Here is a 22381-nt window from a genome sequence, read left to right on the forward strand (position 1 = left end):
CAGGCGCAAGCGGCGTATTAGTCGTAATAAAGACGGAAATCGATCGCCGCGCGGTAAGCGCCGGCGCTCAGCGTCGCCGGGGTGCGCACCGGCGTCACCGTATACGTCAGGGTGTTTTGCCCCGGCGTCAGCAAGATCGGTTTGTTGCGCGCGCCGAGGCGGACCGGCAGGCCGCTGGCATCCGCCAACTGCAACCCCAATCCGGTGACGCCGGCCACCCTGACCAGACCCGGCGCGTCGTCATCCGTCGGCGCGGAAAACGCGACGGACACCGCAGGCTGGCTGCCGCTCCAGGCCAGAACCCCAGTCCAGGCGTCGCGGTTGCTCGCCGGCGCCCGCAGACAGTCTTTCAGCGTCAGCTCGAAGGCGACCGGCGTGCCGCGATCGCCCGGACGCTGGAAGTGCGCCGTTCCCGTCTCGCCCAGCCAAACCTCCTGACGAGCGGTGGTCATTTCCAGGCTGCAGGCGCTTTCCGTTAACGCGCCGTAGACGTGGAGCGTGCCATTCGCGCCCTCCACGTCCCAGTTGTCCACCGCGCGGGCCGGCGGCATCAGCATCAGCATCGTGCCTGCCGTCAGCGGTACCATCAGCGCGGCCAACACCGTCAGGCCGATAGTGCGTCGCTGATGACGTTCATAGGCCTTTCCCAACAGCATGGGGATCTTTCGTTGCATGATTCGTTCACTCCGCTGTGTTCACTCTGTCTTCCCTGCTTGCGCGCGGATCGTCATTTGGCGACCGGTACGACCTGGCAGGCATTGCCGCCGCAGCGGAAGTTCAACTGCGGCCGACCACCGTAATCGTTGATGTACGCCAGCGACGGGCCGCTACCGAGGCTCGCGGCGGAGACGTTCAGCGGGGCGCTGGCCTTCGGCGCCACCATCAACGGTTCAAAGCCGGCGGCCCCTTTCCCGCCCTTGCCGGCGCTCGCCTCAACGATCGTCACGTAATAAGGGGTCGGGTTGTTCACCACGTACTTGTCGCCCTGCCGGGTCAGCGTCAGCTGCTCCTGCCACGGTGCGGCGTTCTTTTTCGGGGCGAGCGCCGCCGGGCGATAAAACATTTTGATGCGCGTCTGCAACGCTATCTGCAGCGTGTTCGGCTTATTGCTGCGCGGCGGGATCTCGCGCAGATTGAAGTAATACAGCGTCTCCCTGTCCTGCGGCAGCTGACGTGCTGCCGGCAGCGACTGGATCTTCACCTGGCTCGGTTTGCCCGGCTCCACCCGCTGCACCGGCGGCAGCACGGTAAAAGGGTTTTGGATTTTGTTGCCGCGATCGTCTTCGATCCATCCCTGCGCCAGATAAGGCAACTGTTTGTTCTGGTTACTGATGTTGAGACTGACCGTTTTCAGGTCGCCGTCGAAAATCACACGCGTGCGATCCAGCGCAATGGCCGCATGAGCGGGCAGGCTGACCGCGCCGATCGTCAACGCGGCGACGAGCGGGCTCACAAGGAAAACGGTCTTTCTGGTCATAGTCAGATTCATCATGTCTTCACGGTTCCAGTCGGCCGGAAGCGGGCGAGCCCGCCCCGGCGGTTTAGCGGCGGAGCGCACTCCGCCGGGTGTATGTCAGTTGGCGTTCTCCGCCGGCTTGTTACCGGTGAGAGGACGGCAAGGCAGCAGCAGCGTATTCATCAACATTTCGGCCGGCAGCGGCGCCGGCAGCTGGATTTCACACTGCGCCGCGCCGTTCCAGTGCACGCTCATGCGCTCGCCGGGGTTGAGGCCGGACAGGTAAACGCTGCCGCCGTCATTAATGATGCCGGTCTCCTGCTTACGGGCATTCAGCACCGTGGCGCCGAACGGCGGCTCGCTGCCGTCCGCCAGCTTGACGATCGCCATCGCCTTCTCGCCGGCAATCACTTCAAACTTGCGGTAGCCGATAGCCCCCTCGGTCAACGTGGCCTGCACCACCGAACGCGTCGCCTCGACGTTGTCGCTTAGGCTGTTGAGATCGATGCTGGCCTTATTGCGGTAGTAGCTGTTCACATCCGCCACCACCGCCTTGCCGTAACGGTTGGTCAGCACCGTACTGCCATAGCCACGTACCGGTACACCGGCGACGCCTTCGGTATCGAGCAGCAAGCGCGTGCCGCCCGGCGTATTGACGCGGTGCAGCACCGCTCCTTCCGCCGCCATCGTCAGGCCGCCCTGCGCGCCGATGCCGACGGCGCTGTACCGGCCGGCCTGGTAGCTGGCGTTGGCATTGATCTGCGCCATATCGCCCTGATGGCTGTAATACCCGCTGGCCGTCGCCCCACTGCGCGCGGCGCCTGCGCTGATCTGATAGTTGTTGTGTTCATCAACCCGGTTGTAGTACCCGACCCGATGGGCGTTCTCTTCGCGATCGAGCGTCATGTTGTAACTGAGCGTCCCGGCGCTGCCCCAGGGCAGCGACAGCGACAGGTACATCCCGTCGTCGTTGCGCTCGTTGTAACGGTTGCGATAGGCCGACAGCGAAACGCTGACGTTCTTGAAATCGCCGATATCGAAGTAGCGCGATACCATCAGGTTGTAACGATCGTTCGGCGCCCGATCCCAGTAGGTTTGGTGGCTGTAGTTGAGATAGGTGCTGAGCCCCAGATCGCGGAACTGTTTGTTGAAGGTGATGGTGTACATCTCCTTGCTCTTGCCGCTGCGTCCCCCTTCGTAACGCGCATCGAGGTAATCCCCCATGCTCATGAAATCTTCCTGGGAGAAGCGGTAACCGGCAAAGGTGACCTGGCTGTCGTATTCATCGAAGTTCTTCGAATAGCTCAGCCGGTACGAACCGCCGGTCAGCGTGCCATCCTGCGGCAAACGCGCACGCGACTGCGTGGCATCGAACGACAGCGCCCCCAGCGCCATCAGATCGCGCCCGATCCCCAGCGACAGCGCGTTATAATCGCCGCCGGCGATGCCCCCACCGTACAACGACCAGCCGTTGCTGATCCCCCAGGAGAACTCGCCGGTGCCAAACATCGGCCCGCGCAGATGGTGCCCCCACTCCGACGGTTTGCCCGTCGCCAGCTTGTAACGCACTGTACCCGGGCGCGTCAGATAAGGGATGTTGGCGGTGTTCATCTTGAACTCCTGCACGCTGCCGTCTTGCTCTTCGACGCGCACGTCCAGCTCGCCGGAAACGGCGTCATTGATGTCCTGAATGCGGAACGGCCCCGCCGCCACCTGCGTTTCATACAGCACGCGTCCTTGCTGGCTGACCACCACCTTAGCGTTGGTTTTCGCCACGCCGGTCACTTCCGGCGCATAGCCGCGCAGGTTGGGCGGCAACATGCTGTCGTCGGATCGCAGACTGACACCGGTAAAGCGCAGACTGTCGAAAATGTCGGAGTTCAGGTAATCCTCACCCATCGTCAACCGCGAACGCAGCGCCGGGATCGCCCGGTAGGCGTAATAGCGGCTCCAGTCGAACTGTTTATCGGTAGGCTGAGAAGAACCGGTCTGATGGTTGAGGTTGGCCTGCCAGTCGGCGCGCAAACGCCAGGCGCCCAGGTTGGCGCCGCCGGTGCCGTTGCCGCTCAGGCTGTAACTGCTGCCGCCTTTCTGGTGTTTTTGCGTTTGGGCGTTAACGTTATAGTCAAACAGCAGCCCAGGAATACCGTCATCCCAGCGCGAAGGCGGGTCCCAGTTTTCCGAGCTGTATTCCAGATAGGCCTGAGGAATGTTGAGATACAACGAGGAGCTGGCAAGATCGCCGCGGGCTTCCATCCCCGCCAGACTCGAGGCGTCAAGGCAACGGCCGCCGTGCGTCCAGTTCAGCGTGCTTAACAGTTTTTCTTTCAGCCCCAGTTGGTTGACCAATTCCGGCGAAAGACAGGCTTCGCTGCCTTTAGGATCGTTCTCAGGTGCCAAAAACGTCACCGACTGTTCCGGCAGGTCGTTCTTATTGACGTGCACCACCATGGTATAAACGCCCGGCATGATGTAGCCGCTGCGCGTAAATTGGCTCAGATCGATATTTTTACGATCGTTGATGTCTAATACGTCAGTATTGAATTGAATAACGTCGGCGGCATAGACCAACGCGATCGGATTTCCCAGAGAAAGGGCAACACAGAGCCCCAAAGCTTGAAGACGAAATAACTTCCCTGCCGGTGAAAGCATAATAAAAGTCCTTTCAATAACGAATTAACCGTCAGTACGAGAAAAAATCAAAAATAATCCAGCTTAAAACGCACTGTGGAAAAATACGCTCCCGCCTTCAACGGCTGATGATTCGGCATCAACGTCATGGAATAATTCAGCACTCTATTTCCCGGTATTATTCCTTCCATCGGTAAGGGTTTCCCTGGAATAACCGGCGTGCCGTTGCTGTCTTTTATCTTCAATGCGACGCCGCGCGCCTCGCCCTGTACGCCAAACAGAGCGCCTTCCGCATAACCATCAAACGTGACCTGAAAGAATTTCCAATCAGGTTTGTTTTCCGGCCGTTCCAAAATGCAGTTGACCAATTCAATACTGAAAGGTTTGGTCATCCCCTGGCCGTCACGAATGATCTGCCCGAGAGGAAGAGTGTCCATATCGATCGTCTGATCGCGGCTGCCGGCGGCAATGGCGCAGGCGGTGTCGATAATGGCGCCGTGCATGTTGACTTTGCCCCACCCCTGCGCGGCGGAAGTTGCATAGCCGGGCGCAAACGCCAACGACGCCAAAAGAACGGCACCCGCTCGATTCCTTGGTAAAAACATCGCGACATTCCTTTGACAGGGAGATTCACCAGGCATGTGGCGAGCCCCATGCCTGGTTGATTAAGCCTTCGGACTCACTTACTGATAAGCCAGGGTGAAATCGGCTACGGCGGTGAAGTCGCCCGGAACGATGGCGGCGGAAGCGCCTTCGCCCTGCAGGTAGGCGGCGAAATGCAGGGTGTTGTTGCCGGTGTTCAGAGTCTGCGCGGTAGTCGCTTCACCCAGTTTGATCGGCTGGCCGTTGTAAGAGATAGCTACGCCGGCGCCGCTGGCGGTGCCCGCGATGCCCAGCAGATCCTTATCGGTAGACGATGCTACGCCGCTAAAGGTGGTTTTAACGGTTTTCAGGGTGGTGATGTCGCACTGCTCCAGCTTGATTTCAAACGGACGCGGGTTGGATTTGCCGCCGTTTTTCAACGCCACGTTGGACACCTGGCCCAGATCTACGGTCTGATCGATCGACTCAGGCGCAATAGAGCATGGCGCATCAATAATAGAGCCCGTGAAGGTGACCTTACCGTGTCCCTGATCGGCTGCCTGTGCAAAAGAACTTGCGCCAAATGCAATCACTGCAGCCATCATGATTTTGTTAAGTTTCATAGAACCTATATTCCTTATAAGAAAAAATGCATATTCCAATCAAGAAAAAGAGCCACAGGAAACCTGCTCGCGCTTATATGTGCGCAGCCCTAATTCTTTAGCATCTTGCTAGTTGGTTAACTGCCAAACCCCAAAGGCACCGACAATAAAAAAGTCGATAACGGCAAGTCTGCAGCGGCCCGCCCATTAATGAATTCGCCCTATAAAAATAAACGAAATCACAACGAGCAGGGGCCAATACTTTCTAATCCGCCCTTCTTGTTCGGCGATGAATATTCTGGCAAATGCCTCTCAGCAAAAAAAGGCTTTTTTTGATCAAGGCGAACATTCGCAATTTATTTCCTAATTGAAGTTAATTTACTGTTATTTTTAGGCTCATAGATCGTAAAAAATACTTTTATAGAGCAATATCCTGTTTTTGCGAGATTCACAAGTAATCAGATCGCAAAGTGGCGCTTTGTGAATATAATAAACCAAAATTTTAGGTTTCTGCGTGACGCCACCCCTGCCTGAACATAGGTAAAAACGGGGCGGGCAACGCCTTTTTTTCAATCCTGATAAATAGATAGGAATTTTCTTTGTTCGCGTTTTACCTCGTTGTTGGTAGGCGGCGAATGTTTGTTTTTTCTTAGGAATACGGCAATCGGAATACAGAGGAAGTGCTATGGAAGCGTTATCTCCGAAACAAAAGGAAATACGGCAATTGCAGCACGATCTGCTGCAAACATTATTCGCGCAATCGCCCCGTCAATGTCCCGTCGCCGGGCCGCCGCCACAGCAGCAGTGGCTCTCGACGCGGCAACTGGCCAATGCCGTCAACGTCGGTGTTTACCGGGCTCGACGGCTGTTATTGGATCTTGTCGCCCGACAAGAAGTGATTGTGACGGACGGCTCCATCAACAACTCGTTGAGGTGGTATCCCACCGCGTTGCTGGACGGTGGTGATAACAACGGCATACCCAACAAAGATGCATCTCACTCTCCTTTAACGGAATAAATAGGGCCAGCCGGCCTGATTGGCAATATTTCATTGCGGAGTAACGCCGCACACCATTTATATATATCGGGATATTATCGTGAGAAAAACAGCCCTGCTATTTTTACGTTGCTGCCTGGCACTCTCTTTCTTCCTGCTGCTTGGCAACGCCAACGCATTTACCTGCCGCACGTCCGATGGCGGACTGATTCCACCCGGGGGCTCGACCACGCCGGTTGACGTCCGGGTTCGCATCGGGCCGCAGCTTTCTTATGGCAAAAACGAAATCGTCAACGTCAGCCAGGTCACCTGTAAAAACGACGTCGCGAGCTGGTATGACTATCTCAAAACCGACAGTCCGGCGCTGTCGATGAACAGTGCGATTTTTGGCGCCATCGGCAGCGGTACCACCATCAACGGCAGCGACTATAACTCCCCGGTGCCTGCCGGCATCAGCGTACTCAGCCTCACCGGCTTGCAGACCCAGTCTGTCGCCATCCGGGTCTATATCGTGTTGAACCGTTTCCCAACGCCGGACATCAAGGTGAACAAGGGCGACGTCATCGGCCAAATCAACTTTATTCAGACCAACGATCAGCCGGGTTGCCCACAGTGCGGCGTTTATCGCTGGCGCCTGATCGCCGACAACGACGCCTACTTCGTCACCACCAGTTGCACCATTAACAACGGCCAGCAGATTAATGTCGATTTTGGTCAGATCCGCCAGGACTTTCTGACTCAAAGCGCCAGCGATGCCCAGATCAAACAGGACAAAGCGCTCAGCTACCAGTGCGACGATCAGAGTGCGACGCAGGATATTCTGATCCGCATGGTCAGCGACGCCAGCGGCTTCTCCAGCGATTTTATCAAGACCACCAATCCTAACGTCGGCGTGGCGATGGTGTATAACGGCGCGGTGGTGAAACCCAACAATGCCTTCAGAACACGCATCGTCAACGGCCTAGGTAACGATACCGTGACCTTTGTGCCGGTGAAGAACAATGTCCCTTACACCAGTATCGCCACCGGTCCGCTGTCGGGCTCGGCCACGCTGATCTTCAGCGCACCTTGAGACGGGAGCCAGAATGAACAAGACGATAAAAACGGGCTGCGCCCTGCTGTTGGCGCTGGAATTGATTAGCTCGGCCGCTCAGGCCGCCGATCAGGGCACCAAAGTCAACATCACCGCCACCGTAGTGGCGCCTCCGCCTTGCGTGATCAACGACGGGCGCACCATCGATATCGACTTCGGCAAGGTCGGCATCAAGCGCATCGACGGCAACCGCTATATGCAACGCATCGATTACAGCATCAAATGCGAGTTTCTGGATAACAGCCGCCAGCTGAAAATGAAGATCATGGGCGGCGCGGCGGCCTTCGACGGCAGCGTGTTAACCAGCAGCGTCAATGGATTGGGCATCAAGCTGTTGGCCAACGGTAAGGCCTTCGCCATCAATACGCCGCTGGACATCGACTACGCCAATCCGCCGACGCTTGATGCGGTGCCGGTAAAAAACAGCGCCGTCACCCTGGCGGAAGGCGATTTCACCAGCGGCGCCACCATGCTGGTGGACTACTTTTAATCACCGCGCCGCAGAAACTCGCGAAAAAAAGCCGCAACGTCTCCGTTGCGGCTTGGTCGAGGATGGTGCGCCCGGGGCGCTCCTTACATCAGGCTATTCAGCCGAAGATCCCGCCGAACCACTGGCTCAGCTTCATCATCACCATATCCCAGATGCGGCTGAAGAAGTTGCCCTCTTTCACCTCTTGCATCACCACCAGCGGGTGCTGTTCGATGGTTTTGCCGTCCAGCTGGAAATCGATGGTGCCGACCACCTGGTTTTTCGCCAGCGGCGCTTCCAGCGTCGGTTGGGTCAGCTTGTAGCTGGCCTTCAGGTTTTTCATCTGCCCTTTCGGAATGGTGACCGAGGCGTCTTTCGCCACGCCAAGCGGCACTTCGCTGACGTCGCCGAACCACACTTTCTGGGTGACGAACGGTTTATCGGCCTTGATCGGCGTCGCGGTTTCATAGAAGCGGAAGCCCCAGGTCAGCAGCTTTTCGCTTTCGCTAAAGCGCACGCGATCGCTCGGCGCGCCTAAAACCACCGAGATCAGACGCATCGGTCCGTCGGTAGCGGACGCCACCAGGTTGTGGCCGGCGCCGCTGGTGTAACCGGTCTTGATACCGTCGACGTTCAGGTTGCTGCTCCACAGCAGACGGTTGCGGTTAATCTGGCGGATCTTGTTGAAGGTGAACTCTTTCTCTTTATGCAGCGCGTATTCGTCCGGCACGTCGCGGATCAGCGCCTGACTCAACAGCGCCATGTCACGCGCGGTGCTGTACTGCCCTTCCGCATCCAGGCCGTGCACCGTCAGGAAGTGGGTATTCTGCAGGCCCAGGGATTTGGCATAGTTGTTCATCAGGCCAACGAACGAATCCTGGCTGCCCGCCACGTAGTCTGCCAGCGCGATGCTGGCATCGTTACCCGACTGGATCACGATGCCCTTATTCAGTTCCAGCACCGGCACCTGATCGCCCGGCTTGATGAACATCAGCGAAGAGCCGCGCAGCGCCGGGTTACCGGGCGCCCAGGCGTCTTTGCCGACGGTGACCATGTCTTCCGGCTTGATCTTGCCGGCCTTGATCGCCTGGCCGATCACGTAGCTGGACATGATCTTGGTCAGGCTGGCGGGATCGAGACGGGTGTCGGCATTGCCTTCGGTCAGCACCTTGCCGCTGTTGTAATCCATCAGAATGTAGGCCTTGGCGTCTACCTGCGGCGGCGCCGGCGGCTCAGCCGCGTGCACGGCCGGGGCAGCCAGCAACAGGATGCCTACGCTGAAGGTCAGTTTTTTCAGGGAAGTGGATAAGTTTTTTTTCATCATGACGTCGCCAGAGTGTCCATTCAAACCATTGAAATAGCGTTAACTTTCAAACATGTTCACGTTTTAAGCCAACCAGCGAGAGTGGCCCGGTGCGCGCATGCCGGCCGCAACCCCCTGCGGCGCCCATAGCGGGTAACACAACGCACCGAAAATGCCCTTGCTGTGAGTTTATGTGATTTATCTTATTTTTGCAGGGTTTAGCGTGAATTTTCAGCATTTTTACATAACTGTACGCAGCCCCCCGCTTATCGTTCAAAAAAGCATCGAGACGCGCATTTTTGCACCCACCCACGGCTACACGGCCAAGCATCTGCACCGCTAAACATCTGCGCTTCCATACGTCCAAAAAAGATTAATATATTCTATAATGGCATATAGAACCGTTATTTGTTCTTTTTAAAGCGCTTATCCTCAGCGCTATCATCCGCACAACGACTTTTATACCGAATAATCCTGGAGATGAGTCATGGCGATCCCCCATTCCGTCATCGAGATGATTGGCAATACCCCGATGCTGGAACTGACCCAGTTCGATACCGGCCCATGCCGGCTGTTCGTCAAGCTGGAGAACCAAAACCCCGGCGGTTCGATCAAAGACCGCGTCGCGCTGTCGATGATCGAACAGGCCGAGCGCGACGGCAAACTGCAGCCGGGCGGCACCATCATCGAAGCCACCGCCGGCAATACCGGCCTGGGGTTGGCGCTGGTAGCGGCGCTGAAAGGCTATAAGCTGCTGCTGGTGGTGCCGGACAAGATGAGCCGCGAAAAGATCTTCCACCTGCGCGCACTGGGCGTGGAAGTGCTGCTGACCCGTTCGGACGTCGGCAAAGGGCACCCGGCTTACTATCAGGATTACGCCAAACGCCTCGCTGGAGAGATCCCCGGCGCCTTTTATATCGATCAGTTCAACAACCCGGCCAATCCGGCGGCCCATACGACCACTACCGCGCCCGAACTGTGGCAGCAGATGGAGCATGACGTGGACGCTATCGTCGTCGGTGTCGGCTCCGGCGGCACGCTGGGCGGGCTGAGCCGCTATTTCGCCGACGTTTCGCCGCAGACGGAATTTGTGCTCGCCGACCCTGCCGGCTCTATCCTGGCGGACTATCTCGACAACGGCCACATCGGCGAAGCGGGCAGTTGGTTAGTTGAGGGCATCGGCGAAGACTTCGTCCCACCGCTCAGCGACTTTGACCAGGTCCGCAACGCTTACCGCATCGGCGACGCGGAGGCCTTCACCACCGCGCGCGATCTGCTGCGCAAGGAAGGCGTGCTGGCGGGATCGTCCACCGGCACCCTGCTGGCCGCCGCTCTGCGTTACTGCCGCGCGCAAACCGAACCCAAGCGGGTCGTGACCTTCGTTTGCGACAGCGGCAACAAATACCTGTCTAAAATGTATAACGACCACTGGATGCTGGAGCAGGGCCTGCTGAGCAAACCGCAGCACGGCGATCTGCGCGATCTGATCGCCTATCGCCACGACGAAGGCGCCGCCGTTTCCGCCGCGCCGGACGACACGCTGGCGATCGTGCACGCCCGCATGCGGCTGTACGACATCTCGCAGCTACCGGTGCTGGAAGGCGATCGGGTCGTCGGATTGATCGATGAGTGGGATCTGCTGAACGCCGTCCAGGCCGACGCCGCCCACTTCAGCCTGCCGGCCGGCAGCGCGATGACCAAGCAGGTCCAGACGCTGCAAAAGGAAGCCGGCTACGAGGAATTACAGGCCACCTTCAACCATGGCCACGTCGCGGTGGTGCTCGACGGCGAGCGCTTCCTCGGCCTGATTACCCGCACAGACGTGCTTAACGCCTGGCGCCAAAAATTACGTTAATAAGGACCCATTATGGCCAAGTTTGATACGTTGACCGTTCACGCCGGTTACACCCCGGACGCGACCGGCGCAGTGATGCCGGCGATTTACGCCACCTCCACCTACGCCCAACCGGCACCGGGCGAGCATACCGGCTACGAATACTCCCGCAGCGCCAACCCGACGCGCACAGCGCTGGAAAGCGCCATCGCCGAACTGGAAGGCGGCAGCCGCGGCTACGCCTTCGCCTCCGGTCTGGCGGCCTGCTCCACGGTGCTGGAGCTGCTCGATAAAGACAGCCACCTGATCGCGGTAGACGACCTGTACGGCGGCACCTATCGCCTGCTGGAAAAAGTGCGCAGTCGCACCGCCGGCCTGCGCGTGACTTACGTGTCGCCGGCGGATCTCGCCGGGCTGGAACAGGCGATCGAACCGGATACCAAAATGATCTGGGTGGAAACCCCGACCAACCCATTGCTGAAACTGGCGGATCTGAGCGCCATCGCCGCGATCGCCAAAAAGCATCAGCTTATCAGCGTGGCGGACAATACCTTCGCTTCGCCGTATCTGCAGCGTCCGCTGGATCTGGGCTTTGACGTGGTGGTGCACTCCGCCACCAAATACCTCAACGGCCACTCCGACGTGGTGGCGGGCGTCGCGGCGGTGGGGGATAACCCGGCGCTGGCGGAACAGCTCGGCTTCCTGCAAAACGCGGTCGGCGGCATTCTCGATCCGTTCAGCAGCTTCCTGACGCTGCGCGGCATTCGCACCCTGGCCCTGCGCATGCAGCGCCACAGCGACAGCGCGCTGCGCATCGCCCAGTGGCTGGAGAGCCAGCCGCAGGTGGAAAACGTCTACTATCCCGGCCTGCCGAGCCATCCGCAGCATGAGCTGGCGGCACGCCAGATGACGCGCTTCGGCGGCATGATCTCGGTACGGCTGAAAGGCGACGACGCCTATGCGCGTCGGGTCATCCAGCGTTCGCGCCTGTTCACCCTGGCAGAAAGCCTGGGCGGCGTGGAAAGCCTGATTAGCCAGCCGTTCAGCATGACGCACGCCTCCATTCCGCTGGAACAGCGCCTGGCAACCGGCATCACGCCGCAGCTGGTGCGCCTGTCGGTAGGGATTGAGGATGTGGAAGATCTGATCGCCGATCTGCAGCAGGCGCTGGCGGAATAATCGCCTGAATCAATCGCCATCAGCCCGGCCGGCGCGCCGGGCTTTTTTGTGCCTGATGTTCAGACGCCGATGACGTCCCGATAAAAGCGCTGTGCCACATCGGGGTGGGAACGGATGCGGCCTTTCAGGTAGTTATACCCCACGTCGCGCAGCAGCGGGTTGAGCGGATCGCTAGCCGGGCCCCGAGCCTGCGCCGCCAGCGGCGGCGGCAGTTGATACAGCGGCACCACCGCGTCCAGCCGTGCGCCGAGGAAGAACGCGATCGACAACCTGTCGCGCCCCGCCGGCGGCGTCTCCACCCGGTGCACCGTGGCGCGCAGATAGCCGTTGGTCGCCAGCTCCAGCAGCTCGCCGATGTTCACCACGAAAGTGTCTTCATGCGGCTGCGCGTCTATCCACCGCCCTTCGCTCACCTCCACCTGCAGCCCTTTTTGCGCGTCCTGCAGCAGGAAGCTGAGAAACCCGGAGTCCTTGTGTGCGCCAACGCCCTGTGCGCTGCCGGTAGCCTCCCGCCCCGGATAGCGGATCAGTTTGATGTGCTCGTTGGGCTTCTCGCCGTACAAGCGATCGAACGCCTGCTCCGGCAGCGACAGCGCCAAAGCGAAAGCGCGCAGCAGCCGCAGCGACATGGCGGTCATCGCCTGTTGCCACTGCAGCAGCAGCGGTTTCAACGTCGGTAGCGCTGCCGGCCACTGGTTTGGCCCCTGCAGGCGCGCCCAGCGCGGCGTGTCGTCAGACAACGTCAGCGCCGGGCGTTCGGCGCCGATATCGAACTGCTCGCGCCAGTCAGGCTGCCCGCGCGTGAGCTCCGCCGCCGCCCGGTTGTAACCGCGAAAGTGCGGCGAATGCACCATCTGCACCGCCAGCTTGTCGGCTTCCGGCAGGGCGAAAAATTGCCGCGCGGCGTGCTGCAGTCGCGCATTCAACGCGCCGTCTACGCCGTGCCCACGCAGATAGAAAAAACCGACATCGCGGGCCGCCGCGCGCAAATCGTCGAGAAAGGCGCGCCGCTGGCGCGCATCACCGTCAAGCTGCGAAAGATCCAGCAGCGGCAGCGTCTTCAGCGTCGTCAGATGCGTCATCATGCGGTTCCTCTTCTTCCCCGATCACGATCGGGCTGCCATACAGACGAATAATCAACATTGTCACTCCCCAGCGGGTAGCTGCATTTGCCCCATAGTTATCACCGCGCTCGCCGGAGCGGCCAATATTGTTGCGTTCTAAGTTATGCAAACGTTCAACAAACTGTCGCAAAACCGTCATCAATGTTTCTTATGCTCTGCGCAATTTCGCCGACGCCGCTGGCTGGCGATGGGCGCTATCCGCTATCCTGTAAACGACCTCATACCCTGCCTGCCGGAGAAATACTGATGGATTTAGCCTTATTCGACCTGGATGAAACCCTGATTGACGATGACAGCGCCAGCCTGTGGATCCGCTGGCTGGTCGGCCAGGGCTTCGCGCCGGCGGAGCTGGAACTGCAGGAGCAGCAGCTGATGCAGCTCTATTATCAGGGCAAGCTGTCGATGGAGGACTACATGCAGGCCACGCTGGCGCCGCTGACCGGCCTGAGCGTGCAAACCGTGGCCGGCTGGGTGCAACGCTACATTCGCCGCGATATCCTGCCGCGCGTCTATCCCGCCGCCCGTGAGCGCCTGCAGTGGCACCGCGAACGCGGCGACTGCATCCTGGTGATCTCCGCCACCGGCGAGCACCTGGTGGCGCCGATCGCCGAACAGCTCGGCGCCGACGATGCGCTGGCGATCGGCGTGGAAATCAGCGACGGTCGCTTCACCGGCCACACCTACGGCACCATGACCTACCAACAGGGCAAGGTGATCCGCCTGCAGCACTGGCTTGCGCAGCATCCGCACCTGAAGTTCGAGCACAGCCACGGCTACAGTGACTCCCTCAACGACAAGGCGATGCTGCAATTCGTCGACAGCGCCACGGTGATCAACCCCGACAGCGAGTTGAGCGCGCTAGCGGCGGAGCACGGCTGGGAAGTGTGCCGCTGGGAGCGTTGATCGGCAGACAAAAAATGCCCTGCGGTGTGACAAAAAGCGCATTGTGGCGTAGGTATTAAGGGTCTTTAATCCGCTAACGGAGTTATCCCATGCTGACCATTTGGGGTCGTGAGAATTCGAACAACGTCAGGAAGGTGCTGTGGTGCGCCGCCGAACTGGGGCTGAGCTATACCCACATCAACGCCGGCGGCGCGTTCGGCAAGGTCAACGAAGAGAGTTACCGCGCGCTGAACCCGAACGGCCTGGTGCCGCTGCTGCAGGACGATGACTTCGTGCTGTGGGAGTCCAACACCATCGTGCGCTACCTGGCGGCGAAATTCGGCGACGCGACGTTCTATCCGCAAGATCTGCAGGCGCGCGCCGCCGCCGAGAAATGGATGGACTGGACCACCTCAACCATCGTTCCGGCCTTCACCATCGTCTTTTGGGGCCTGATCCGCACCGCGCCGGAGCTGCGCGACATGGCGAAAATCGAAGCGGCGATCGCCACGCTGGAAAAACACTTCGATATCATTGAACAGACGTTGGCGCACCAGCCTTACTTCTCCGGCGACGCGTTCGGCTTCGGCGATATCCCGCTCGGCAGCTTCGCCTACGGCTGGTTCGAGATGCCGATCGCCCGCCGCCCACGGCCGAACATGGAGCGCTGGTATCAGCAACTGCGCGCTCGCCCGGCCTATCAGCGCGGCGTGATGAGCGAGCTCACCTGATGCGTGCGGGGCGTTACGACGCCCCGACCTTCAGCAGCTTGCCGTCCCGTTCGTCCGTCAACAGATACAGGTAACCATCCGGCCCGCTGCGCACCTCGCGAATGCGTTCGCCGCGATCGCCCAGCAGCCGCTCTTCCGCCACCACTTTGTCACCCTCCAGCGTCAGGCGAATCAGTTCCTTTTGCGCCAACGCGCCGATGAACAGCGAGTGACGCCAGGCAGGGAAGCGCTGCCCGTCATAGAACGCCATGCCGCTGAGGCCGGGCGAGACTCGCCAATAGTGCAGCGGTTGTTCGGTGCCGAGCACCCGCTCTCCTTTCGCCTCCGGGATCGGCTGGCCGGAATAGTTGATGCCGTAGGTGGCCAGCGGCCAGCCGTAGTTTTTACCCGGCAGCGGGATGTTGAGCTCATCGCCGCCGCGCGGGCCGTGCTCATGTTCCCAGATCGCGCCGCTCCACGGGTTCAATGCCAGCCCTTGCGGATTGCGGTGGCCGTAAGACCAGACCTCCGGGCGTTTACCTGCCTGGCCGACCCAGGGATTATCTGGTGGTATCGCGCCCTCGGCGGTCAGCCGCACCAGCTTGCCCTGCAGTTTGTCGGTTTCCTGCGCCGTCGGCCGCTGGTTGTTTTCACCCAGCGCGATAAACAGGTAGCCTTGCCTGTCGAACGCCAGCTTGCCGCCGAAGTGATTGCCGACCGACAGCTTGGGCTGCTGACGGAAGATCACCTTAAAGTTCTCCAGCCGCGCGCCATCGTCGCTCAGGCGGCCATAGCCGACCGCCGTGCCGGCTTTGCCGCCCTCGCCCGGTTCGGCGAAGCTGAGGTATACCCGGCGGCTGGCGGCGAAGTCGGGGGCCGGCAACACCTCCAGCAGGCCGCCCTGCCCCTCGGCGTAGACCTGCGGCACGCCGGCGATCGGTGCCGACAGGCCTTTGCCCGGCTGCCATAGCCGCAGCCGACCGGGCCGTTCAGTGATAAGCAGGCCTTGATCCGCCGGCAAGAAGGCCAGCGACCAGGGGTGTTCCAGGCCATCCTGCAGTTGGCTGACCGTCGGCGCGGCGTGCAGCAGGCCGCTGCACAGCAGCAAACCGGCCAGCAGAGTCAATCGGGGCATGGTGTCCTCCTGGGGTGAAATGACCCGTTTAGTGTAGCCCACTCAGCGGATGTGGTCGTTTGCATTACATTTCAATAGGTTGCCTTTTGGCCGTAGTGTGCTTAAGTTAACGCATCACCCAGGAGGAAAAATGGACATTACCGTTACCGACGCGATTGACGAACAAACCCTCGATGCGATCAGGCAAGGGCTGCGCGCTTACAACCTGCCGCATATCGACGCCAGCCACCGCAAGCCGCTCAGCGTCTATGCGCGCGACGAAGCCGGTACGGTGATCGGCGGCCTGACCGCCGAAACCTGGGGCAACTGGCTGAGCGTCGAGTGGCTGTGGGTGGCGGATACCCAGCGCGGCAGCGGCCTCGGTGGCCGGCTGATGCGCGCCGCCGAACGCGAGGCGCAGGCGCGCGGCTGCCGCTACGCTCGCCTGGATACCTTCAGCTTCCAGGCGCGGCCGTTCTACGAAAAACTCGGCTATCAGCTGCAAATGACGCTGAAAGATTATCCGGTGGAACATGAGTGTTATTTTCTCACCAAAACCCTGACTGATTAATGGATGGACGGATGGACAGCAAAAGCATGGTGGTGAACTGTGTGGCGTACAAAGCCGGCCAACGGCTGGGCGAAGTGACCATCGACGATATCAGCGAGGTGGTCAAACAGCCGGACACCTTCGTCTGGCTGGGGCTGCGGCAGCCGGAGCCGGCGTTTATGCGCAAGGTGCAGGAGGAGTTTGGCCTGCACGATCTGGCGATCGAAGACGCGCTGTGCGCGCATCAGCGGCCGAAGCTGGAAACCTACGGCGACTCGCTGTTCATCGTGGTGAAAACCGCGCAGTGGGGCGAACACGACGAAATCGAATACGGCGAAACCCACTTCTTCGTCGGCAAAAACTTTCTGGTGACGGTGCGCCACGGCGCCTCGCCCAGCTACGCGCCGATCCGCGCCAAGGCGGAAGAGAACCACAAGCAAATGTGCCACGGGCCGGGCTTTGCCCTCTATTCGGTGTTGGACTTCGTGGTGGATAACTACCGCAGCGTGGTGACGCGCTTCGAGAGCACCATCGAGAACATCGAAGCCAACATGTTCCAGTCGGAGTTCGATCAGGCGGCGATCGAGAACGTCTATACCCTGCGCCGCCACCTGTTGGCGCTGCGCAACGCCGCGCTGCCGATGGATGAAATCTGCAATCAGCTGATCCGCCTGCACGAAGAGGTGATCCCGAAGGAGCTGCGCGCCTACGTGCGCGACGTGCAGGATCACGCGCATCAGGTGGTCAGCAACATCGACGACATGCGCGAAATGCTGACCAACGCCATGCACGTCAACCTGGCGCTGGTGACGGTCAAACAGAACGAAGTGGTGAAACGGCTGGCGGGCTGGGGGGCGATTTTGGCTATCCCGACGGTGGTCTTCAGCCTGTATGGCATGAACTTCGCCGACATGCCGGAACTGAAATTCCCGTGGGCCTATCACGCCACGCTGGGAGTGACCGCCGTCGGCTGCATTTTCCTGTATCAGAAGCTGAAGAAATCGGGCTGGCTGTAGCGCCCAAACGGCGGCTTTTCCCGCCGGCAAAGACGCTCTGCGGGGCAGCCGGATCCACCGGCCGCCCCGCCGCTTTAATACAGCATCGGCCGCCGATCGCGATGCACGTGATTGTGGCGGCCAATGTGCTTGTCATCGGCTACGCCGATATCCATCGATGCCAGCACCATGCCTTCACCCTCCAGGCTCTGCGTCAACGGATAGCCGTCGGCGTCGACAATCACCGATCCGCCGATCCACGCAACGCCGCGCTCCGTTTCGCAGCGATCGCATACCGCGATGAACAGCCGATTGACGGCGGCGTTGGCCTGCGCTTTCACCATCTCCGCCGGCCGTTCGCCCTGCGGGCGCGGCGCCAGCGGCCAGTTGACCGGCGCGCACAGCAGCTGAGCGCCGGCCAGCGCCGGCAGCCGCACCCACTCAGGGAATTCGAGATCGTAACAGATCATCACCGCCAACCGGCCGAAGCGGGTCTCGACGACCGGCGGCGGTCGATCGCCGGCGGTAAAAATGGTGCTCTCTTCATGCCACAGGTGCGCTTTGCGATAAATCGCCCTCACCCCCTGCGCATCGATCAATGCCGCGCTGTTGGCCACCTCGCCATCAGGCAGGCGTTCGCAAAAACCGGCGACGATCGCCACATCCAGCTCACGCGCCAGGCCCCGCCACAGGCTGAGGCTAGGCCCGTCTTCGGCCTCGGCCAACGCCCGCGCCTCTGCCTTATCGCGCAGCACGTAGCCGCTGTTCACCAACTCCGGCAACACGATGACGTTGGCGCCGTGCTGCGCCGCCCGGCGGATAGCCTGGGCGGACAGCGCCCGATTGTGCTCCGCTTCCCCTACCCGCAACGCTAACTGGCAGCATGCGACGCTGATTTTTTCCTTCACTCCGGTTCTCCTTCCAATAACCCCTCGCAGCGCAACGCCACCCGCCGTTCGGCTTCAAGATCGAGCTTACGGCACATTGCGACATAAACGCTCCCGGCCACCAGCAGGCCGATCAGAAAAGCGATATCCGCGCCGCCCAGTAAAACAGCAAAGGGACCGGTGTAAAAGCCCAACGTCATGAACGGCACCATCGCCAGCAGACCGACCGCGTAAGCCGTCAGACCGGAGCCGCCCCAGCGGCCGTAGATCCCCGACGGGTTGAAGATTTCACCTATCGCGTAATGCCCGCCGCGCACCACGTAAAAGTCCATCAGGTTCACCGCCGTCCAGGGCACCAGAAAATACAGCATCAGCAGTACGAAGGTATTGAAGCTGGCGAGATAGCTCGCCGGGATGGCCAACGCCACCGCAAACACCGTCATAGCGACGACGCCAATGCCGGCCATGCGTAATTTCAACGTTGGCGTCACTTTACGGAACGCGTCAATCGCGCTGAGGCTGGTCAGCATTGCGCCATAACAGTTGACCGCCATGATACCGACCAGCGAGGGCACGGCGATCAGCACGGCCAACGTGCCAAACCCAGGATAGACGGCATTACCCACCGCCTGTACGCTGCCGATCGCATCGGGGGCCGGTAAGGCTGAAGCCAGAAACGCGCCCAGCGACATCAGCCAAAGCGCCGATCCGGCCGCCCCCAGGTAAGTCCAAAAGATCACGTTGGCCGACGGCGTTTCATGCGGTAAATAACGCGAGTAGTCGGAAACGTACACTGCGTAGCTGATTTGATAGCCGGCGGCGGCCGACAGCTGAATCAAAAAGGCCGCCCACGAAAAATGCCCAGCGCCGACGACGGCGTCCATCCGCAGCGACAACACGGCGCCGACCGTCAGCACGCCGAACACTGCCATCATCACATAGGTCAGCCAGCGCTGCACCGCATGCAGCATGTCGTGGCCGACGATCGCCAACAGCACAGCCACCGCGATCAGCAACGCATACCAAGGCAGACGGTGGCCCGGCAACACCGTGTTGATCGCATCGGTCGCGAGAATAACGTTGAACACGTTGAAACCGATGTAAACAAACACCACGGCGGCAAAGGGAACGATGGCGCCACGCAGGCCGAATTGGGCCCGTGACTGGATCATCTGCGGCAGCCCCATGCGCGGCCCCTGATTGGCATGACACGCCATGAAGAACGTGCCGAACCCCACGCCGACGGCAATGGCCAGCATCGAATAAAGCGCGCCCAACCCCAACGCCGGGCCGCTGAAACCGACCACCATCGTCGTCAAAACGAAATTACCGGTAAACCAAAACGGCGCCTGATGCCAAACCTTGCCATGCCGCTCGTGACGGGGCACATAGTCTATCGAGCGCACTTCAATTTTTGGGCGTGACGCCACATTGCGATTGTTCATGTCCCACCTCGTCGTTTCAACGCTCGGTTTGCGGCTGCAGCTGCGCTGCCGGGCGGCTCAACAGGCTGCCCAACACGAAGGCGACGCCGCCGCCCAGCAGACCGCCGTAGATCGGGCTGTTGGCATCGATGCCGTGCCAGATCATCAGCCCCACCACACACAGGCTGCCGGTCAGCATGCTGGCAATCGCGCCGGCGCTGGTAGCGCGCGGCCAGAAGATCGCCCCCACCAACGGGATCAACATGCCCCCCACCAACAGGTTGTAAGCCAGCGTCAGCGCCGCCAGCACGTCGCGCACCACAAACGCCAGCCCCAGCATGACCACGCCCATGAAAAGCGTGGTGAAGCGCCCGGCGGCCAGCCCGCCGGAAGGTTTGCGGCGGATGGCCGGCAATACGTCCTCCAGCGCGATGGTGGAAGACGCCAGCAGGCAGGCGCTGGCGGTAGACATCAGCGCCGCCAACGCCGCGGCGGCCACCAGCCCGCTGACGCCGACCGGCAACACCGCCTGCGCGATAGCGGCGAAGGCGCCGTCGGTGTTGCTGAGCGACGGCAGCACGATCTTGCCGGCCATGCCGATCAGCGCGCCGGTCACGCCGTACAGCACGCAATAGACGCCCGCGCCCAGCCCGGCGAAGCGCGCCACATTGGCGCTGCGGGCGGTGAACACCCGCTGCCAGATGTCCTGGCCGATCAGAATGCCGAAGAAGTAGATCAGGAAGAACACCAGAATGGTGTCCAGCCCGATCGACGACAGCTGGTAGTAACCGGCGGGCAGCAGGCTGGTGAACGCCTCCCAGCCGCCGGCCTTGACGATGCTCATCGGCATCAGCACCAGCATCATGCCGACGGTCATGATGATGAACTGAATGATGTCGGTCAGCGTCAGCGACCACATGCCCCCCAGCGTTGAATACAGCACCACCAGCCCGCCGCCAAGCAGGATAGACGCGCTGAACGACAGGCCGAACATCACCTGCATCACGCTGCCGATGGCGATGATCGAGGTCACCGCCACCATCAGGTCATACGCCAGCATGATCGCGCCGCTGGTGACCCGCGCGGCCGGGTGATAACGCCGCGACAGCACCTGGCTGACGGTATACAGCTTCAGTTTGAGCAGCGGCTTGGCCAGCACCAGGCTCAACACCACGATGCCCAGCCCGAGCGCGCCGCACAGCCAGACGCCGGAGATGCCGTAGGTGTAGCCGAGCTTGACGCTGCCGATGGTCGACGCGCCGCCGAGCACCACCGCCGACAGCGTGCCCAGATACAGCCCCGGCCCCAGGTTGCGCCCGGCCACCAGATATGCCTCTTTGGAATTGGCGCGGTGAATGCCCATCCATCCCACCGCGCCTATCACCAGAAAGTAAATCACCACAACCAGCAGATCGAGATTCATGGGTACCTCCACTCCGTTGTTATTGTTATCAGGGGGCCCGACGCAACCGCTCCGCCGGTAGGGTCAGTACGCCGGCCTCAGCGGGCCGGCAGCACGCACAACATTTCAAACAGCAGGTTGGCGGCCAGCAGCGCCGTGTTACCGGAGCGATCGTAAGGCGGCGACACTTCCACCACATCGCCGCCCACCAGGTTCAGCCCGCGGCAACCGCGTACGATCTCCAGCCCCTGCCAAACCGACAGCCCGCCGACCTCCGGCGTGCCGGTGCCCGGCGCGAAGGCCGGATCCAACCCGTCAATATCGAAGCTGAGGTAAACCGGCGCATCGCCTATCTGTTCGCGGATCTCCGCCATCAGCGGCGTCAGCGACCGGTGCCAGCAGGCCTCGGCCGGCACCACGCGGAAGCCCTGGCGCCGTGACCAATCGAAGTCATCCGCCGCATAGCCGCTGCCGCGCAGGCCAATCTGCACCACCTTTTCGGGCGCCAGCAGCCCCTCCTCAAACGCGCGGCGGAAGGTGGTGCCGTGCGCCAGCTGTTCGCCGAACATCTCCTCATTGGTATCGGAATGCGCATCGACGTGGATCAGCCCGACCGGGCCATGTCGGCGGGCGACGGCGCGCAGCACCGGCAGCGTCAGGGTGTGGTCGCCGCCGAGCGTCAACGGCATGCAGCCGTGTGCCAGGATCTCGTGATAAGCCGCCTCGATGCGCTGCACGCTGTCCGCCAGGCTGTAAGGGTTGATGGCGACATCCCCCAGATCGGCCACCTGCAGCCGTTCGAACGGGGCGGAACCGGTGCCCATGTTGTAGGGACGGATCATCACCGATTCCTGGCGGATCTGGCGCGGGCCATAGCGGGTGCCACTGCGGTTGGAGGTGCCGATATCCAGCGGAATGCCGACAAAGGCGGCGTCCAGACCGTGCGCCTGTTCGGCGGCGGGCAGGCGCATCATGGTGGGAATACCGGCAAAGCGCGGCATGTCGTTACCGCTTTGGGGTTGGTTCAGCATGGCGTATCCTTGTCTTGATCTGCGATGAATTGAAACATTTGAGCAACATTCGCAGACTACCCCGTTGGCCGCCTCGGCTACCATTCCCGCTTTTGCATGTAAACATCGGAAAACGC

General features: G+C 60.8%; 22 protein-coding genes. 9 read left to right on the forward strand and 13 right to left on the reverse strand.

The features are described 5' to 3' along the window. Positions 1-17 precede the first annotated feature (17 nt). The 5 genes from ACJ8IL_RS22360 to ACJ8IL_RS22380 all read right to left on the reverse strand — a co-directional run bounded on the left by ACJ8IL_RS22360 (position 18) and on the right by ACJ8IL_RS22380 (position 5292). A complete protein-coding gene (locus ACJ8IL_RS22360) occupies positions 18-656 on the reverse strand; it encodes a fimbrial protein (RefSeq protein WP_053088499.1) in 639 nt (212 codons plus the stop codon). Between the two features lie 71 nt (positions 657-727). Then, complete coding sequence (locus tag ACJ8IL_RS22365) at positions 728-1492, reverse strand: fimbria/pilus periplasmic chaperone (protein ID WP_089195705.1); 765 nt, start codon at positions 1490-1492, stop codon at positions 728-730. Positions 1493-1573: 81 nt separating this feature from the next. Further along, on the reverse strand, positions 1574-4108 hold the full coding sequence (locus ACJ8IL_RS22370) for an outer membrane usher protein (RefSeq protein WP_173889579.1): 2535 nt from the start codon (positions 4106-4108) through the stop codon (positions 1574-1576). A 47-nt stretch (positions 4109-4155) separates the two neighbouring features. Next, positions 4156-4692, reverse strand: coding sequence for a fimbrial protein (locus ACJ8IL_RS22375; RefSeq protein WP_025302213.1), 537 nt, complete (start codon positions 4690-4692; stop codon positions 4156-4158). Positions 4693-4770: 78 nt separating this feature from the next. Further along, the gene (locus ACJ8IL_RS22380; RefSeq protein ID WP_025302212.1) at positions 4771-5292 is read right to left on the reverse strand and encodes a fimbrial protein; all 522 of its coding nucleotides are present in this window, start codon (positions 5290-5292) and stop codon (positions 4771-4773) included. Positions 5293-5956: 664 nt separating this feature from the next. Here ACJ8IL_RS22380 and ACJ8IL_RS22385 point away from each other — a divergent pair. The 3 genes from ACJ8IL_RS22385 to ACJ8IL_RS22395 all read left to right on the forward strand — a co-directional run bounded on the left by ACJ8IL_RS22385 (position 5957) and on the right by ACJ8IL_RS22395 (position 7851). Beyond that, a complete protein-coding gene (locus ACJ8IL_RS22385) occupies positions 5957-6289 on the forward strand; it encodes a hypothetical protein (protein WP_025302211.1) in 333 nt (110 codons plus the stop codon). Between the two features lie 232 nt (positions 6290-6521). Continuing rightward, a complete protein-coding gene (locus ACJ8IL_RS22390) occupies positions 6522-7340 on the forward strand; it encodes a fimbrial protein (protein WP_038630232.1) in 819 nt (272 codons plus the stop codon). Positions 7341-7353: 13 nt separating this feature from the next. Beyond that, positions 7354-7851: a fimbrial protein gene (locus tag ACJ8IL_RS22395; protein WP_197811211.1), complete on the forward strand. Its 498-nt coding sequence runs from the start codon at positions 7354-7356 to the stop codon at positions 7849-7851. 97 nt (positions 7852-7948) lie between these two features. Here the strand turns inward: ACJ8IL_RS22395 and ACJ8IL_RS22400 are convergent, their stop codons facing one another. Beyond that, the gene (locus tag ACJ8IL_RS22400; protein WP_025302208.1) at positions 7949-9154 is read right to left on the reverse strand and encodes a serine hydrolase; all 1206 of its coding nucleotides are present in this window, start codon (positions 9152-9154) and stop codon (positions 7949-7951) included. A 466-nt stretch (positions 9155-9620) separates the two neighbouring features. On the opposite strand from ACJ8IL_RS22400, the gene ACJ8IL_RS22405 reads away from it, so the two are divergent. Together ACJ8IL_RS22405 and ACJ8IL_RS22410 are read left to right on the forward strand one after the other, a co-directional pair. Continuing rightward, positions 9621-10988 (forward strand): pyridoxal-phosphate dependent enzyme, encoded by a 1368-nt coding sequence (locus ACJ8IL_RS22405; RefSeq protein ID WP_197770190.1) that lies wholly within the window; start codon positions 9621-9623, stop codon positions 10986-10988. A gap of 12 nt (positions 10989-11000) precedes the next feature. Continuing rightward, positions 11001-12146 carry a trans-sulfuration enzyme family protein gene (locus ACJ8IL_RS22410; RefSeq protein ID WP_025302206.1) on the forward strand — a complete coding sequence of 382 codons (1146 nt, stop codon included), beginning with the start codon at positions 11001-11003 and terminating at the stop codon, positions 12144-12146. 59 nt (positions 12147-12205) lie between these two features. Here ACJ8IL_RS22410 and ACJ8IL_RS22415 read toward each other — a convergent pair whose 3' ends face one another. Both ACJ8IL_RS22415 and ACJ8IL_RS22420 read right to left on the reverse strand, forming a co-directional pair. Continuing rightward, positions 12206-13228: an isopenicillin N synthase family dioxygenase gene (locus ACJ8IL_RS22415; RefSeq protein ID WP_049208088.1), complete on the reverse strand. Its 1023-nt coding sequence runs from the start codon at positions 13226-13228 to the stop codon at positions 12206-12208. Next, positions 13173-13409 carry a hypothetical protein gene (locus ACJ8IL_RS22420; RefSeq protein WP_072008235.1) on the reverse strand — a complete coding sequence of 79 codons (237 nt, stop codon included), beginning with the start codon at positions 13407-13409 and terminating at the stop codon, positions 13173-13175. The genes ACJ8IL_RS22415 and ACJ8IL_RS22420 overlap by 56 nt, the downstream gene beginning before the upstream one ends. Positions 13410-13516: 107 nt before the next feature. On the opposite strand from ACJ8IL_RS22420, the gene ACJ8IL_RS22425 reads away from it, so the two are divergent. Then, positions 13517-14173 (forward strand): HAD family hydrolase, encoded by a 657-nt coding sequence (locus ACJ8IL_RS22425; protein ID WP_025302204.1) that lies wholly within the window; start codon positions 13517-13519, stop codon positions 14171-14173. An 89-nt stretch (positions 14174-14262) separates the two neighbouring features. Continuing rightward, positions 14263-14883, forward strand: a complete 621-nt coding sequence (locus ACJ8IL_RS22430) for a glutathione S-transferase family protein (protein WP_197781465.1) — start codon at positions 14263-14265, stop codon at positions 14881-14883. Between the two features lie 13 nt (positions 14884-14896). On the opposite strand, the gene ACJ8IL_RS22435 is transcribed toward ACJ8IL_RS22430, so the two are convergent. Continuing rightward, positions 14897-15997, reverse strand: a complete 1101-nt coding sequence (locus ACJ8IL_RS22435) for a PQQ-dependent sugar dehydrogenase (RefSeq protein WP_319869031.1) — start codon at positions 15995-15997, stop codon at positions 14897-14899. Between the two features lie 130 nt (positions 15998-16127). On the opposite strand from ACJ8IL_RS22435, the gene ACJ8IL_RS22440 reads away from it, so the two are divergent. Continuing rightward, on the forward strand, positions 16128-16547 hold the full coding sequence (locus tag ACJ8IL_RS22440) for a GNAT family N-acetyltransferase (protein WP_025302201.1): 420 nt from the start codon (positions 16128-16130) through the stop codon (positions 16545-16547). Between the two features lie 11 nt (positions 16548-16558). Then, entirely contained in the window at positions 16559-17542 is a 984-nt protein-coding gene (locus ACJ8IL_RS22445) for a magnesium and cobalt transport protein CorA (RefSeq protein ID WP_043137840.1), read from the forward strand. Between the two features lie 74 nt (positions 17543-17616). Here the strand turns inward: ACJ8IL_RS22445 and ACJ8IL_RS22450 are convergent, their stop codons facing one another. The 4 genes from ACJ8IL_RS22450 to speB all read right to left on the reverse strand — a co-directional run bounded on the left by ACJ8IL_RS22450 (position 17617) and on the right by speB (position 22265). Beyond that, positions 17617-18429, reverse strand: coding sequence for a nitrilase-related carbon-nitrogen hydrolase (locus ACJ8IL_RS22450; protein WP_442516848.1), 813 nt, complete (start codon positions 18427-18429; stop codon positions 17617-17619). Beyond that, positions 18426-19853 carry a purine-cytosine permease family protein gene (locus ACJ8IL_RS22455; RefSeq protein WP_197781461.1) on the reverse strand — a complete coding sequence of 476 codons (1428 nt, stop codon included), beginning with the start codon at positions 19851-19853 and terminating at the stop codon, positions 18426-18428. Before ACJ8IL_RS22455 ends, ACJ8IL_RS22450 begins: the two co-directional genes overlap by 4 nt. 16 nt (positions 19854-19869) lie before the next feature. Next, positions 19870-21255, reverse strand: coding sequence for a sodium:solute symporter (locus tag ACJ8IL_RS22460; protein ID WP_025302197.1), 1386 nt, complete (start codon positions 21253-21255; stop codon positions 19870-19872). Between the two features lie 77 nt (positions 21256-21332). Beyond that, on the reverse strand, positions 21333-22265 hold the full coding sequence (gene speB / locus ACJ8IL_RS22465) for an agmatinase (protein WP_049207921.1): 933 nt from the start codon (positions 22263-22265) through the stop codon (positions 21333-21335). Positions 22266-22381 lie beyond the last annotated feature (116 nt).

The organism is Serratia sp. CY47444 (assembly GCF_052168635.1).
Lineage (GTDB): Bacteria > Pseudomonadota > Gammaproteobacteria > Enterobacterales > Enterobacteriaceae > Serratia > Serratia bockelmannii.

Excerpts from the sequence above, each read along its gene's own strand:
- ACJ8IL_RS22400 (WP_025302208.1), bottom strand. The coding sequence starts at position 9,154 with ATGATGAAAAAAAACTTATCCACTTCCCTGAAAAAACTGACCTTCAGC.
- ACJ8IL_RS22455 (WP_197781461.1), bottom strand. The coding sequence starts at position 19,853 with ATGAACAATCGCAATGTGGCGTCACGCCCAAAAATTGAAGTGCGCTCG.
- ACJ8IL_RS22360 (WP_053088499.1), bottom strand. The coding sequence starts at position 656 with ATGCTGTTGGGAAAGGCCTATGAACGTCATCAGCGACGCACTATCGGC.
- ACJ8IL_RS22445 (WP_043137840.1), top strand. The coding sequence starts at position 16,559 with ATGGACAGCAAAAGCATGGTGGTGAACTGTGTGGCGTACAAAGCCGGC.
- ACJ8IL_RS22440 (WP_025302201.1), top strand. The coding sequence starts at position 16,128 with ATGGACATTACCGTTACCGACGCGATTGACGAACAAACCCTCGATGCG.
- ACJ8IL_RS22365 (WP_089195705.1), bottom strand. The coding sequence starts at position 1,492 with ATGATGAATCTGACTATGACCAGAAAGACCGTTTTCCTTGTGAGCCCG.
- ACJ8IL_RS22395 (WP_197811211.1), top strand. The coding sequence starts at position 7,354 with ATGAACAAGACGATAAAAACGGGCTGCGCCCTGCTGTTGGCGCTGGAA.
- ACJ8IL_RS22415 (WP_049208088.1), bottom strand. The coding sequence starts at position 13,228 with ATGACGCATCTGACGACGCTGAAGACGCTGCCGCTGCTGGATCTTTCG.
- ACJ8IL_RS22375 (WP_025302213.1), bottom strand. The coding sequence starts at position 4,692 with ATGTTTTTACCAAGGAATCGAGCGGGTGCCGTTCTTTTGGCGTCGTTG.
- ACJ8IL_RS22425 (WP_025302204.1), top strand. The coding sequence starts at position 13,517 with ATGGATTTAGCCTTATTCGACCTGGATGAAACCCTGATTGACGATGAC.
- ACJ8IL_RS22435 (WP_319869031.1), bottom strand. The coding sequence starts at position 15,997 with ATGCCCCGATTGACTCTGCTGGCCGGTTTGCTGCTGTGCAGCGGCCTG.
- ACJ8IL_RS22380 (WP_025302212.1), bottom strand. The coding sequence starts at position 5,292 with ATGAAACTTAACAAAATCATGATGGCTGCAGTGATTGCATTTGGCGCA.
- ACJ8IL_RS22410 (WP_025302206.1), top strand. The coding sequence starts at position 11,001 with ATGGCCAAGTTTGATACGTTGACCGTTCACGCCGGTTACACCCCGGAC.
- ACJ8IL_RS22430 (WP_197781465.1), top strand. The coding sequence starts at position 14,263 with ATGCTGACCATTTGGGGTCGTGAGAATTCGAACAACGTCAGGAAGGTG.
- speB (WP_049207921.1), bottom strand. The coding sequence starts at position 22,265 with ATGCTGAACCAACCCCAAAGCGGTAACGACATGCCGCGCTTTGCCGGT.
- ACJ8IL_RS22420 (WP_072008235.1), bottom strand. The coding sequence starts at position 13,409 with ATGACGGTTTTGCGACAGTTTGTTGAACGTTTGCATAACTTAGAACGC.
- ACJ8IL_RS22370 (WP_173889579.1), bottom strand. The coding sequence starts at position 4,108 with ATGCTTTCACCGGCAGGGAAGTTATTTCGTCTTCAAGCTTTGGGGCTC.
- ACJ8IL_RS22405 (WP_197770190.1), top strand. The coding sequence starts at position 9,621 with ATGGCGATCCCCCATTCCGTCATCGAGATGATTGGCAATACCCCGATG.
- ACJ8IL_RS22460 (WP_025302197.1), bottom strand. The coding sequence starts at position 21,255 with ATGAATCTCGATCTGCTGGTTGTGGTGATTTACTTTCTGGTGATAGGC.
- ACJ8IL_RS22385 (WP_025302211.1), top strand. The coding sequence starts at position 5,957 with ATGGAAGCGTTATCTCCGAAACAAAAGGAAATACGGCAATTGCAGCAC.